Here is a 12,857-nt window from a genome sequence, read left to right as displayed (position 1 = left end):
AGCTCCACAACTAGCGGCACCTCGTTGTGCCAACAAGACCACCCTAGAGTGCTCGGCGGCGTGATCGGTGACGGGCTGAACAGATCAAGTGGAACCGGATTTCGGGGCTCACCCAGTTCGCGTCGAAATCACCACACGCGAGCACGACGGACGAGCTCGATCAACGGATCCGAGGAGTCCAGCTGTACGACTCGCCGGGCTCGGTCTCTCCCGCCGCGTGTCGTCTACGTCCTCGGAACGCGGTGTCATCCGTTCCCGTGCGGGCCGTCGGCTCGTCCTCGACACGCATCTCGGGATCACCGGAACGCCGAGAGCGTCGCGCGGCCGTGGAATTCGCTCCGGAAGGGGGCTCCGGAGCCTCGGGCGGGGTCTGCGGTGCCCTCGCCGTGGCGGACTGCCCGGCACTGGCGGTGTCGTCGGCCCGGTTGCCGTTGCGGTAGGCCACCAGCGCTTCCGCGAGCAGATCGGCCAGTCCCTCCTGCCCCGCACCGGACTCGGCGCTGTCGGAAACGTCCATCCCGGAGAAGTCCCTGATCAACTCTCTGCTCTGCTCAAGCAGATGCTCCGGGACCGGGGGGTGGGAACTCGTATCCCGCGAGGTTTCCTCTGAATTATCGCCCCGCTCGGGGGGAGTTTCCGAGCCGCCGCTGCCAGCCGGTGCCGTCGATTCGGCCGGTTCCCCGGACGCGGCCGGTTCCGGTGGTTCCGCACGGCGACGGCGTCCTCCGGATCGGGCGGTGGTCGCGGACTCCGGGCCGTTCCCGGCCTCCCCGGTGACTTCGGCGGTGCCCGCGGAACGACTCCGACGCTGGCGGGGCGTGCCCCTGCCCTCCGCTTCGAGCGCGGCCCGGATCTCGTCCAGCGAACGGCCGTGCGACCGCCGCGTCGGTGGTTCCTCGGTTTCGGTCGGTTCCGCTCGTCGCCTGCCCCCTGTGGTGCCTGACTCGGGCGGGGCTGACTCGGGCGGGGCTGACTCGGAGGGACCGGTCGTGGCGTGCTCCTGAAGCGGCTCGGATCCGGGGCCCGACGAGGAATCAGCGGCACGGGGACGGTGGGGCTCGACCGATTCGGTCGTGCCACCCGGTTGCGGGTCGGACACGGGCCAAGCCTCGTTCCCGACCGCGTGCTCACCGACCTCCTCCCCTCGGAGCTCCGAGTCCGGAAAACTCGGCACGACCGGCATTATCGCGGTCACGTCCTCGTCGCGGGAGGACGACGGGAAACCGCTTCCCGAGCCGATCCCAGGACCGGTGCCCGACTCCGTGGCGGTCCTGTCGAACCCGGTCTCAGTCGGGTTCTCGGCGGGAAAGTCGATGTCCTCCCGACCGCCGTGGTCACGGGGTGGGCGGTGAGCATCCGGCTCGCCCTGCCGGGCGGTGTCGCTCGCCGCTCCCGATGGGTCGAACACACCCGGCGGTACGGGATCGGCCGAGGTACCGGTGTCGACAGGCGCAACAGACCCGGCAGGGGTGTGCGGATGCGGATCGGTTGCGCCGTGCTCCTCGGCTCCGTCCGGCGCCCGATGCCGCCTGCCCGGAACGGTTCCACTCGCCGTGACGACCTCGCCGAGGGCGACATCGGAACGGTGCGCGACAGTGTCGTCCCCCTCGCCGGAAGAACGGCGATCACCGATGTCGGTGCCCTCGTGCTGGTGCGGCACGGTCGCGGAGTCCCGGGTACTCGGTGCCCCACCCGACAGCAGGGTGTTCATCAACCGCCGAGCCTGCTGCCGGGTGTCCGGGTCCTCCGTCACGGGCGCCGTGTCGCCCGCCGTGGGACTCAACGGACCCCGTGGCGGATGTTCGACGGTGTGACCGTGCGGGTCGTAATCCTGCCCACCGTGTTCGGACTGCTGCCGCGGGATCGCGGAGTTCGGTACCGGGAACTCCTCCAGCAGGCGCAGCCTGGCCCGTTCGACGGTTCTGCGCCAGTGATGGTCGGCCGAGTAGGCATCGCGAACGCAGCGCAACGCCTCGGGAAGGTCGGAGGCCTTCTCGTGCAACGCGGACAACGTGTTCAGTACCGCGGCCTGCAGATCGAACAGCTCGTGCCTGCGCCCACCGTCGAGGGCCTCTCGCAACGACTCGAACGCGGCCGAATGCTGCCCCGAGGGCACGTACACCCTGGTCGCCACCGCGAGTCGCAGCCAACCGACCGGGGCCGCGGCGGCGGCCCGGAGCGGCTGCCGCACGATCTCGGACGCACACCGCAACGCCTCGGCATGCTTACCCAGATCCAGCAGCGACTGCGCCTGTTCGAGCACCAGCCCGGCACGGACCTCTCCACTGTCGGCGGCCGGGTCACCGAGACGTTCCAGGAAGTCGAGGCCCGCCGTGGCGGACTCGATCGCGAGCGCGAACTCACCGTTACCGCGATAGTGAGCCGCCCGCGCACCCGCCACCCTGGCACGGAGCAACCGCGTGGTGTCCTGGTCCTCGGTCGACTCGGCGGCGTAGAGCCGGTCGGCCTCGTCCAGCGCCTCGACACGCTCCGCCGCGCGACGGTGCATCGGCAGCGCACCACACAGCTCGACCAGCGCGTGCGCGCGCAGCCGCGCCGGAACACGCTCCAGCTCCAGCAACGGATGCAGCACACGCAGCGCGACATCGGGACTGCCGCTGCCACGGGCGCAGCAAGCCAGTTCGACCCGCAGATCGCCGAGCGGTTCCGCCGAGCCCGCGCGCTCGGCGTCCCGAAAGGCTCCGAGCGCGCGTTCGGTGGCGGTGACCGAACGCCCCAAGCGGTTCTCGGCGAAAAGCGCGATCGCCTCCGCCCGGAGTCGCTGCTCGGTGTCCCCGGCCTGGCGGGCAGCGGCAGTCGCGCGGTTGGCGAACAACAGTGCCAGCTCCGGAACCCGCCAGCGCAACTGCCGAGCGGATTCCAGAAGTTCGTGGCCGGGGCTGCTTATCCGCGAACCGCGCTCCCTCGCCAAGTCGACTCTCCGATCCTCAGCCGCGGGTCAGTTTCCGATGGGTAACCCGGTGCGGACGTGCGGCCTCGGCGCCCAACCGGTCGATCTTGTTGTTCTCGTACCCCTCGAAGTTACCTTCGAACCAGAACCACTTGGCCGGATTCTCTTCATCACCCTCCCAAGCGAGGATGTGGGTGGCCACCCGGTCGAGGAACCACCTGTCGTGGGAAATCACCACGGCACAGCCGGGGAATTCCTGCAGCGCGTTCTCCAATGAGGACAACGTCTCCACGTCCAGGTCGTTGGTGGGCTCGTCCAGCAGCAGCGTGTTCCCACCCTGCTTGAGCGTCAACGCGAGATTCAACCGGTTGCGCTCACCACCGGAGAGCACCCCGGCCGGTTTCTGCTGGTCGGCGCCCTTGAAACCGAAGGCACTCACGTAGGCGCGCGAAGGCATCTCGACCTGGCCGACCTGGATGTGGTCCAACCCGTCCGAGACGACTTCCCAGACGTTCTTGTTGGGGTCGATACCGGAGCGGTTCTGGTCCACGTAGCTGAGCTTGACCGTGTCGCCGACCCGCACCTGACCGCTGTCCGGCTCCTCGAGTCCGACGATGGTCTTGAACAAGGTCGTCTTACCGACACCGTTGGGGCCGATGACTCCCACGATGCCGTTGGGCGGCAACGTGAACGAGAGCTTGTCGATGAGCAGATTGCCCTCGAAACCCTTGCTCATCTCGTTGGCCTCGACCACGAGATTGCCCAGGCGCGGACCCGGCGGAATCTGGATCTCCTCGAAATCCATCTTCTTGGTCTTCTCGGCCTCGGCCGCCATCTCCTCGTAGCGATCCAGTCGCGAACGCGACTTCTTCTGTCGCGCCTTGGTGTTGGAACGCACCCACTCCAGCTCGTCCTTGAGGCGCTTCTGCAGCTTGGCGTCCCGCTTGCCCTGCACGGCCAACCGCTCGGACTTCTTCTGCAGATAGGTCGAGTAGTTGCCCTCGTAGGGATAAGTGTTGCCGCGATCGAGTTCGAGGATCCAGCCCGCCACGTTGTCCAGGAAGTAGCGGTCGTGGGTCACGGCCAGCACGGCGCCGGAGTAGTTGGACAGGAACTGCTCCAGCCAATTCACGCTCTCGGCGTCCAAGTGGTTGGTGGGCTCGTCCAGCAGCAACAGGTCGGGCCTGCTCAGCAGCAGTTTGCACAGCGCGACCCTGCGACGCTCACCGCCGGAGAGGTAACGAACCTCGGCTTCGGGAGGTGGGCAGCGCAGGGCATCCATCGCCTGCTCCAGTTGCGAGTCCAGCTCCCATGCCTCGGCGTGGTCGAGCTCTTCCTGGAGCTTGCCCATCTCGGCCATGAGCTCGTCGGTGTAATCGGTGGCGAGCTGCTCGGCGATGGCGTTGAAGCGGTCCAGCTTCTCCTTGATCTCGCCAACGCCCTCCTCGACGTTGCCGAGTACGGTTTTCTCCTCGTTCAGCGGGGGCTCCTGCTGCAGGATGCCCACCGTGTAACCAGGGGAAAGGAAGGCCTCACCGTTGTTCGGGTGGTCGAGTCCGGCCATGATGCGCAGCACGCTCGACTTCCCGGCCCCGTTCGGCCCCACCACACCGATCTTGGCACCGGGGTAGAACTGGATAGTCGCGTTCTCCAGTATCATCTTGTCCCCGTGCGTTTTGCGCACATTCTTCATGGTGTAGATGAACTCGGCCATACCCCCGATCGTAGATGTGCGGGAGCGCGTGGTCTGCACTGCATCCGCACGGTGTGCACCTCCCGTGACGAGCCCGCGGCGCGTGGCGACCGCGCCCCCACCGGTACGGTCGGGAGCGCCGCATCCATCGGGCGGAAACATGTCTTGCGCACCGGCGAACCGACAACGGACGTGGATCGTGGCACGGGCGCCGGGCGGCGACGCGGAAACCGGATCGCAGCCGCCCGGCGGACCGTAGTTTCGTTACCCGCTGTGCCGTCAGGCGCCGATCGCCTGCGTGGAGGTGTCCTCGGCGGTTCGTGGACAGGGTGGTGCGGTCCGGAAGCAGTCACGAGCGGAAGCCACGCCGGTCCCGGCGGTTTCCTCGTCGGTGTCATCCGCCGCGGCGCGGGAGTCGTGCAGCACGTCGAGCCCCACCGCACCGGCTTCGACCTCCGCGGTGGTTCGACGCTGCCCGTCGGTTTCGTACTCCCTGGTGCGCAGCCTTCCGGTCACGAGTACCGAATCGCCCTTCTCCAGGGCCTGAACCACTCCTTGGGCGAGCTGCTTCCAGCAGTGGACCGTGGCGTGTACCCGATCACCGTCGACCCAGCGCTGATTCGCGCGGTCGAAGCGACGGGCGATGCTGACCATGCGGAAACTCGCCACACGATTGCCGTGTCTGGTCTCGCGGGTCTTCGGGGCACTGAGAACTTCACCGACAAGAGTGACAGCGGTTTCATACATGAGTTCCTGCCCTTCCACCACTTCGAGTGGTCTCGTCTCGGTTCGATGGCGCCGTGCGGCGCTGTACTCACCCTGCACGAGAACGAACACGCTGAGCGATACGAAAATTACAATATGTGTAAAAGCGGTAGCCATGTGGACAATTCGCGAGAAGGTTCCCTGCGGCGGTGGCCGGCAACATCGCGCGACTCCACCCGAACGAACGAGAATCGAAGCAGGCAGACGTCATGAGATAACGACTCGATTTCGCGTAAGCGCAGCGGATAGAGTCGTACGCGAAGCGCGACTACGATGTCCGTGATGAGTCGTTGTCGCTGCGCAGGTCACTACCAAGCTACCCGCGGCAGGAAAACGAACAAGATTCAGACAACTGGGATCAACCACTCGGGATTATGATCGGCTTGCCATTCGATACCGTCTCGGCAACAGCTCCCGTGTGGGTTCTTCGTAAACCAGGGGGAACCGTTAGTCTGCTTGGCGCGACACGACACGCGCGGTGAGCGCGTGCTCGGTGTCGCTCGAGCCCTCGTAGCTCAGACGGATAGAGCAAGAGACTTCTAATCTCTAGGTCGCAGGTTCGAATCCTGCCGGGGGCGCCTAGCGAACCAGCCGGTTGACCTGCAACGGGGAACCGAATCCTCGGCGTAGCTTGGTCGTGCTGATCTGCCGTGCGTGGCAGATGTGGGGCTTTCGTGGTGCGAGTTCCCACCGGGCTCGCATCCCGCTCAGCTCAGTGCACCAATGTTGCACCGAGGGGTAACACCCACGTGAGTTGATCGCTGGGCCATCGTGATCGTGGTGTGGCCGAGCGCCTCGAATCGCCCGGACCGGGGCCGTTGCCGGCGAGGCCTCCCATCACGGCTGCGCCATGTCCGATGCCAATTACCGTCCCCCATTCGACAAGCCCCCGCGTGATCGCACTCAGTTCGATGTCAACAAGCACATCTCGTGTGAAGCGAAGCAACACAGTTCGCGAGTGCGACAGAATTCGGCCCGCTGCACAACGTTGACAGCACACGAAAGACGCCTCGACCTCCGGCAGAGGGCCCGAGGGACGGAGCGTTTTCGTGGTTACAGCACCCAGTGATCGTGGCTGTCGGGTTAGTCGATCCCGCACTATTGGCCGAAAACTCGTGTGACCGCCCCTGGAAGGTTCCCTATCGTGTGGACGTGTCAGCGTTACCGTTCCCGGACCCTCCGCTCTCCGACGACGTCGTGGCACTGCGCTCCTGGACCACCTCCGACGCGCGGCAGTGGTTCGAGGGCTTCTCCGACGAGTTGTGCCTGCACTTCTCCTGGCCGCTCGTGGAACCGTTCACGATCGCACACGTGCAGCAGGACATGGTGGAGCACGAGAAGATGCGGCTCCGCGGGGAGGCGATCAACTTCGCCGTGGTCGAGGCCACCGACCACGAACTCGTCCTGGGAGGCGCCTCGGTCTACGAAGTCGCCCTCGACCAGGGGCGCGCGGCGGCCGGTTACTGGCTCGCACCCCATGCGCGGGGGCGCGGCCTGGCCACGCGGACGCTGAACCTGTTGGCGGGTTGGGTATTCGACCACCTGGAGTTGGAACGCTTGGAACTGACCTGTGGTCCGGACAACATCGCCTCCCAGCGGGTGGCCGAGCGGTGCGGCTTCACACGCGAGGGGGTGCTGCGCTCGCACCTCCCCTTTCGGGGCAGCCGCCGCGACAGCGTGCTGTTCAGTCTGTTGCCCGGTGAACGGCTGTAGTCGAAGAGCAACCGGTTCTCCGATGGGCCGCCGGTCGCTCCAATATGGGCCGGTGGCTCGGACCAGTCCCGAGCACACCCGCTCCACGTTTGTCCCCGAGAGTCGATCAGTACTCGGTCACACCGACCTCATCCGCACGACCGCCGGATGGTGCGCGGGCGGCGGTGACAGCCAGGACCCCGCAGCACAGGCCGAGTACCGCCAACGGCACGAGCACCGAGAGCACCGGCACCACTTCCGTAATCCCGAAGACGACGAACAGCGTCGCGTGTTCCAGCAGGAACAGCGCACCGACCACCGCCAGCGCGGCCGACCAGGAGTTCGGAACACGCCCGGGGGAACGAAATCGTACGACCAGAGTGAACACGGCGACGACGAGCAGGCCACAGACCTGCGGTCCCGCCACCACCACGGGCGGAACGAGCCATCCCAGCAGTACGAGAATCAAGGCGGCGAGAACCCCGATCGGCAACGCGAGCAACCACGGTTTCCGCGACGGCTCGGGCGCGTCGCGGTGGAAGCCGAGGAACACGCACACGACGGGCAACCAGATGCCGAACCCCGTGATCACACTGGTGAGGGACGTGGCCGGGGTGTCGCCCGTGGGAATCACCGAGAGCAGCGAAGGCAGCAGCGCGACACCCGAACAGAGCATGCCCGCACGGCGCTTCCCCAGCACCAGCAAGAGATACGCGGGTACCCACACCAGGTTCGGCAGCAGGTTCAGGAAGATGTAACCACCGGACGGGAACAGCAGCGTGGTGGGGTCCGCGAACACCGTGCCGCCCCGAAGCTGGACGTGCACCAGGCTGCCCACCGAGACGACTGCCAGCACGGCGCGCACGAGCAGTCCGAGCAGCGCGATGGTGCGAACGGTGTCGCCCCGCGCACGAGCCGCGCTCGGTGCTCCGACACCGCCGAAGCGGGTTCGGACCGCGAGCCCCGCCACGGCGAGGAACTCGCGCCAGTCCGGCCAGCCGTACTCACCACGCAGGTCCTCGTCGTCTCCGTAGTCCCAATCGTCCTGCTCGTCGTCCGCTCCTCCGCTGTTCCTCGCCGCGTCGGCGAGCAGGAAGACGTCCACCATCTCCTCCTCGCGATCGGCGCGGTACCAGCTCGGCAGCAGCCGCAGCAGACGTCGGTAGCGCTGTTCCAGTCGCGTCATGCCGTACCACCCGATTCCGGCAGCAGTCCCCGGGTCCGCAACCGCTCAGTGGCCGCCCGCACGACCTCGGAGCGGCGAGCGGTCTCACCGGCCAGTGTGGTCAGCCCGTTGTCGGTGATGCGGTAGTACCGACGCAACCGGCCGTTGTGGACCCGCTCGCTGTCGAGTTCCGCGAGCCCGTCGGCGCACAACCGGTCGAGCACCCCGTAGAGGGTGCCCACCCGCAGCACGACCCGCTGCCGCGAGAGCTCGCTCACCGCACGCACGATCCCGTAGCCGTGCAAGGCTCCATCGGCCAGCACGGTCAGCACCAGGAACGACTGCTCGGACATGGCTCGCCGTGTCATGTGAACATCATATATCGTAAACCGATATATAGCGAACAGTGAAACCCGCATCCACCGAGAGCTAGGGAGGAAGCCGCACGCGAGCTCTCGGCTCGCGGAGCACGGACCAGAAACACGTCGAACGGAACGACTAATAACCGACCCACCTGCCGCGCTTACACTCGTGGTGGACACACCGTCGGGGAAGGTTTCGGGGACCACGGCATGAGCACGAGACACACGGTGATCGACTCACCTGTCGGCGAGCTGACCGTCGTGGCCGAGAACGAACACCTAGTCGGGCTGCGCTTCGAGGGCCGCGAGCACAAGAACCCGGCGACGACGCTCGGCCCCCGCGCCGACGGGGACTTCCGGAACACGGAACAGCAGCTGTGTGAGTACTTCGCGGGGGAACGCACCCGGTTCGACCTTCCGCTGGCTTTCCACGGCGACGAGTTCGAACAGCGGGTCTGGCGGCTGATCGCCGGGATCGGCTACGGCGAGACGCGCAGCTACGGCGAACTGGCCCGCGAGCTCGGCAATCCGGGCCTGTCCCGGGCCGTGGGGACGGCGACAGGACGCAATCCCATAGCGGTGATCGTGCCCTGCCACCGCGTGGTCGGCGCCGACGGCAGCCTGACCGGCTTCGGCGGTGGGCTGGACCGCAAGCGCTTTCTGCTGCGGCTGGAGGAACCGCCTGCCGAAGTGGCGGGCAGGTTGTTCTGAGGCGGACTCTTCCGATGAATCCCGTCGGGAAGCTGATACCCGACCGGGAACCAGCCCGCCCCGATAAAACCAAAGCCTTCGCGGGCTTGCCCGAATCCCTCAGTCGAGGAGCCGCACCGAGCTGACGTCGGCGACCCGGCGGTAGCCCAGCCGCTCGTAGACGTCGATCGCCCGAGCGTTGTCCACGGTCACCCCCAGCGCCACCTCGCCGAACTCGTCGAGCAGTGCGCGGGTCATCGCGGCGGTCAGATCGCTTCCCAAGCCGCGACCACCGTAGGCCGGATCGACGGTGATCTTGGCGAGGAAGCCGACGCCGTTGATACTCCGATCGGCGCCGCAGGCGACGAGCCGGTCACCGTCGCGGATGCCGAACCACCGGCGAACGCCCGAGGCGCGGGAGTTCGCCCCGGTGGCCGGATGTCCCTCCCGCAGCAACCACTCGATCCGCTCGCTCTCGCCGTTCGGCAGCACCTCGACCGCCGACTCGCCGTGCCGCCGCTCGGGCGCGACTTCGGCCGTGAGGAAGTACCAGTCCTCCAGCCGGGAGACGGACAGCCGCTCGTCGCCGTCCTCGCCCGACAGCAGCGGCAGCCGAACGGAGTCGACCGAGTCGAGCAGTCCCGCCTTCCGGAGTTCGACGAGCAGCTCGAGGGCCGCGCGCGGCCGGCCGCGCAGTGAGAGCGAACCGGGCTGCCACGGAACGCGGGTGAACCAGGCGACGGCCTCATCGGTCGCGTAACCGACCGCTTCCTCGGCCACGGTCATGCGGGTGTAGGTGTCGGCACCGGCCACGGTGAGCAGTTCGGCTGCTCCGGTGAGGTGGCGGACCGTCGCCGCGGACGATGTCATGCCGACGATCCTGACAGAGCCGCACGGCCACTGTGGGAGCGTGTCCGAAAGACGCCGGAAGCTCCGGAAGATCGGAGACTCCAGAAACTCCGTAGGCTTCAGAAACACCGCGGATCGCGGGAGACCGGCAACTCACGGGGCGCCGCGCCCGCTCGCCCACTGATACCGGTGCTCGGGTCTGCCCGCCGAGCCGTACCGCAGGTGCAGCGTGATCCTGCCGGTGGTGGCGAAGTGATCGAGGTAGCGTCGGGCGCTGACCCGGGACAGTCCCGCGTTGTTGGCGACCTCGGAGGCGGACAGGTCGGTCGCGGCCGAGCGCAGCGTGTCGAGCACCAGGCGCGCGGTGACCGCGGAGAGCCCCTTGGGCAACTCCTCGGGAACGGTTTTCCGGGGTTCGGAGGCCCGCAGCTTGCCGTATACCCGGTCAACATCGGCCTGCTCGGCCTCGTCGACCGCGTCGAGTTCGTGCTGGGCCTCGGCGTAGCCGTTCAGCCGTTCCCGCAGCTCCCGGAACGGGAAGGGTTTGAGCAGGTAGTGCACCGCCCCGCCCTGCATGGCGGCCTTGACCGTCTCCACGTCCCGCACCGCGGTGATCACCAGGACGTCGAGCGGGTGGGCGTTGCCCCGCAGCCGCTGCAACACCCGCACCCCGGATTCGTCCGGCAGGTACAGGTCCAGCAGCACCAGGTCCGGAAGCAGCCGTTCGCTCATGGTCAGTGCCTCGTGGGCGGTGTGGGCCACGCCCACCGCCTCGAATCCGGCCATGCTCTCGACCAGTTTGCGGTGGTTGTCCGCGACCCGGACGTCGTCGTCGACCACGAGAACTCGGATCATCGGGGGCTCCAGCGGGAGGACTGACGGCCGGTCCGGGTCGGTTGCCGGTGATTTTCGGAGGCTCCGCCCGGCTCCCCCGTTTCGGCGACGTCACCCACCACCGGCAGCGACGCGGTGAAGACCGCGCCGTCGTCGTTGTCCGCGCGCACCCAACCTCCCCGGTTTCGGCAGGTCTGTCGGACCAGGGCCAGCCCCAGCCCACCGGTGCCGCCCTGTTGGGCCACCTTGGTGGTGAAACCCGCGCGGAACACCTCGTCGGCCACTTCGGGGGCGATGCCCGCGCCGGAGTCGCCGACCTCGATGCGGGTGACGGCGACGCCGTCGGCTTCCTCCGACAGCAGCGACACCCGGACCCGCCCGGATCCCGCCAGTGACTCCAACGCGTTGTCGATGAGGTTGCCCACCACCAGTATCAGATCGTCCCTGGCCGTGGTGGAGGGCAGGGCATCCAGGTCGGTGTCGGTGCCGAGCACGAACTCCGCTCCCCGCTCGGCGGCGGCGGCCGATTTCGCCAGCAGCAGGGCCGCGACGGCGGCGTCGCGCACCCGGGTGGTGAGGTCCTCGGTGAATCGCCCGTGGGAGGCGCTGAGCTCGTCGACGAAACTGCGTGCCTGTTCGTACTCGCCGAGTTCGAGCAGGCCGGAAATGGTGTGGATGCGGTTGGAGAACTCGTGCGCCTGGGCCCGGAGCGCGTCTGTGGTGGTCCGCGCCCCGTCGAGCTCCTGCGCGAGCTGGTCGAGCTGGGTGCGGTCGCGCAGGGTGACCACCGAGCCGCCCTCGGTGCTGTCCAGCCGAACCGGCATCCGGTTCAGCGCCAGTACCCTGCCCCGCCGCAGCACGATCTGATCGGTGCCGTCGGCCTGCCCGGCCAGTACCTCGTGCAACCGCTCCGGCAGTTCGAGCTCGTCGAGGTAGCGGCCCTCCGCGTCCGGTGGCAGCCCGAGCAACCGGTGTGCCTCGTCGTTGACCAGGGTGATCCTTCCGGAGGGATCGAAGGCGACAACCCCCTCCTTGAGGGCGTGCAGCATGGCCATGCGGTGTTCGACCAGGCTGCCGATCTCGTCCGCGGCCATGCCGAAGGTCATCCGGCGCATCCTGCGGAACACGAGATAGGTGCCGAGCCCACCCAGCACCACCAGCGTCAGCACGGTTCCCAGCAGTTCGGGAAGGCTCTGCGAGACCTCCTCGCTGACCGTCGAGACGGGCACTCCGACGGAGACGACGCCGATCACCGTTCCCGACTCGTCGAGCACCGGCACCTTGGCCCGCATGGAACGTCCGGTGGTGCCGGTCTGGATCCCGGTCCAGACGTTGCCCGCCAGCGCCGGGGCGGCGTCGGTGGAAAGTTGGTGGCCGATGCGCTCGGGTTCGGGGTGCGAGTAGCGGATCTGGCGCCTGTTGGCGACGACGATGAAGGAGGCGCCGGTGGCCCGGCGGATTCGTTCGGCGAGCGGCGCGATGGTGCTCTCGGGGTGCGGATCGTCGAAGGCGTCGCGCACCGTGTGCAGCGTGGCGACCGACTCGGCGATGGCCAGCACGCGCTGCGCGTACTGCTCGTCGAGCTCTGCGCGGGTGTTGCGCCACCAGAACAAGCCGCTGGCCACGAGCGCGAGCACGACCAGCACCAGCTGCAGCGCGAAGAACTGGCCCGCCAGCGGCCAGCGGCGCGCGGGCCCGCGGTTGCGCGTGGTGTTGGCCTCGGCGATGACGTCCACCCCTCCGGCTGTCGACGACCGTACGACGGTAACGGCAGCGCAGTGCGCCGGAAAACCACAGCGGGGAGGTGGCCGGGAAATCGGGCGGTCCCGTGACCACAACGACCATTACTGCGTTTATGAACACCACATTTCCATCGAACGGGTGTGACCCACACCC

10 protein-coding genes and 1 tRNA gene are annotated in these 12,857 nt (G+C 67.6%); 3 read left to right on the top strand and 8 right to left on the bottom strand.

Going from position 1 to position 12,857, the window contains the following annotated elements:
• Positions 1–160: 160 nt before the first annotated feature.
• The 3 genes from J2S53_RS22130 to ssb all read right to left on the bottom strand — a co-directional run bounded on the left by J2S53_RS22130 (position 161) and on the right by ssb (position 5,351).
• The gene (locus tag J2S53_RS22130; protein WP_456242608.1) at positions 161–2,932 is read right to left on the bottom strand and encodes a hypothetical protein; all 2,772 of its coding nucleotides are present in this window, start codon (positions 2,930–2,932) and stop codon (positions 161–163) included.
• A 16-nt stretch (positions 2,933–2,948) separates the two neighbouring features.
• On the bottom strand, positions 2,949–4,625 hold the full coding sequence (ettA, locus tag J2S53_RS22125) for an energy-dependent translational throttle protein EttA (RefSeq protein WP_456242607.1): 1,677 nt from the start codon (positions 4,623–4,625) through the stop codon (positions 2,949–2,951).
• Between the two features lie 258 nt (positions 4,626–4,883).
• Positions 4,884–5,351 carry a single-stranded DNA-binding protein gene (ssb, locus tag J2S53_RS22120; protein WP_456242606.1) on the bottom strand — a complete coding sequence of 156 codons (468 nt, stop codon included), beginning with the start codon at positions 5,349–5,351 and terminating at the stop codon, positions 4,884–4,886.
• 522 nt (positions 5,352–5,873) lie between these two features.
• Between ssb and J2S53_RS22115 the strand changes: the two genes are divergently transcribed.
• Positions 5,874–5,947 (top strand) — tRNA-Arg (locus J2S53_RS22115).
• A 574-nt stretch (positions 5,948–6,521) separates the two neighbouring features.
• Positions 6,522–7,082 carry a GNAT family N-acetyltransferase gene (locus tag J2S53_RS22110; RefSeq protein WP_456242605.1) on the top strand — a complete coding sequence of 187 codons (561 nt, stop codon included), beginning with the start codon at positions 6,522–6,524 and terminating at the stop codon, positions 7,080–7,082.
• Positions 7,083–7,188: 106 nt separating this feature from the next.
• On the opposite strand, the gene J2S53_RS22105 is transcribed toward J2S53_RS22110, so the two are convergent.
• Complete coding sequence (locus J2S53_RS22105) at positions 7,189–8,247, bottom strand: hypothetical protein (protein ID WP_456242604.1); 1,059 nt, start codon at positions 8,245–8,247, stop codon at positions 7,189–7,191.
• Complete coding sequence (locus J2S53_RS22100) at positions 8,244–8,594, bottom strand: PadR family transcriptional regulator (RefSeq protein ID WP_207227168.1); 351 nt, start codon at positions 8,592–8,594, stop codon at positions 8,244–8,246. The genes J2S53_RS22105 and J2S53_RS22100 overlap by 4 nt, the downstream gene beginning before the upstream one ends.
• A gap of 204 nt (positions 8,595–8,798) precedes the next feature.
• Here J2S53_RS22100 and J2S53_RS22095 point away from each other — a divergent pair, with 204 nt between their 5' ends.
• Positions 8,799–9,299 (top strand): methylated-DNA--[protein]-cysteine S-methyltransferase, encoded by a 501-nt coding sequence (locus J2S53_RS22095; RefSeq protein WP_456242603.1) that lies wholly within the window; start codon positions 8,799–8,801, stop codon positions 9,297–9,299.
• 99 nt (positions 9,300–9,398) lie between these two features.
• On the opposite strand, the gene J2S53_RS22090 is transcribed toward J2S53_RS22095, so the two are convergent.
• The 3 genes from J2S53_RS22090 to J2S53_RS22080 form a co-directional block, all read right to left on the bottom strand.
• Complete coding sequence (locus tag J2S53_RS22090; protein WP_456242602.1) at positions 9,399–10,148, bottom strand: GNAT family N-acetyltransferase; 750 nt, start codon at positions 10,146–10,148, stop codon at positions 9,399–9,401.
• Positions 10,149–10,280: 132 nt separating this feature from the next.
• Complete coding sequence (locus J2S53_RS22085) at positions 10,281–10,982, bottom strand: response regulator (protein ID WP_092975701.1); 702 nt, start codon at positions 10,980–10,982, stop codon at positions 10,281–10,283.
• The gene (locus tag J2S53_RS22080) at positions 10,979–12,697 is read right to left on the bottom strand and encodes an ATP-binding protein (protein ID WP_456242601.1); all 1,719 of its coding nucleotides are present in this window, start codon (positions 12,695–12,697) and stop codon (positions 10,979–10,981) included. The genes J2S53_RS22085 and J2S53_RS22080 overlap by 4 nt, the downstream gene beginning before the upstream one ends.
• Positions 12,698–12,857 lie beyond the last annotated feature (160 nt).

The organism is Actinopolyspora lacussalsi, from assembly GCA_030803735.1.
In the GTDB taxonomy this organism is placed as follows: Bacteria; Actinomycetota; Actinomycetes; order Mycobacteriales; family Pseudonocardiaceae; genus Actinopolyspora; species Actinopolyspora lacussalsi.
The sequence above is the reverse complement of the archived record's forward strand: the minus strand, read 5'-3'. Positions and strand labels throughout refer to the sequence as shown.

Excerpts from the sequence above, each read along its gene's own strand:
- ettA (WP_456242607.1), bottom strand. The coding sequence starts at position 4,625 with ATGGCCGAGTTCATCTACACCATGAAGAATGTGCGCAAAACGCACGGG.
- ssb (WP_456242606.1), bottom strand. The coding sequence starts at position 5,351 with ATGTATGAAACCGCTGTCACTCTTGTCGGTGAAGTTCTCAGTGCCCCG.
- J2S53_RS22105 (WP_456242604.1), bottom strand. The coding sequence starts at position 8,247 with ATGACGCGACTGGAACAGCGCTACCGACGTCTGCTGCGGCTGCTGCCG.
- J2S53_RS22100 (WP_207227168.1), bottom strand. The coding sequence starts at position 8,594 with ATGACACGGCGAGCCATGTCCGAGCAGTCGTTCCTGGTGCTGACCGTG.
- J2S53_RS22095 (WP_456242603.1), top strand. The coding sequence starts at position 8,799 with ATGAGCACGAGACACACGGTGATCGACTCACCTGTCGGCGAGCTGACC.
- J2S53_RS22090 (WP_456242602.1), bottom strand. The coding sequence starts at position 10,148 with ATGACATCGTCCGCGGCGACGGTCCGCCACCTCACCGGAGCAGCCGAA.
- J2S53_RS22085 (WP_092975701.1), bottom strand. The coding sequence starts at position 10,982 with ATGATCCGAGTTCTCGTGGTCGACGACGACGTCCGGGTCGCGGACAAC.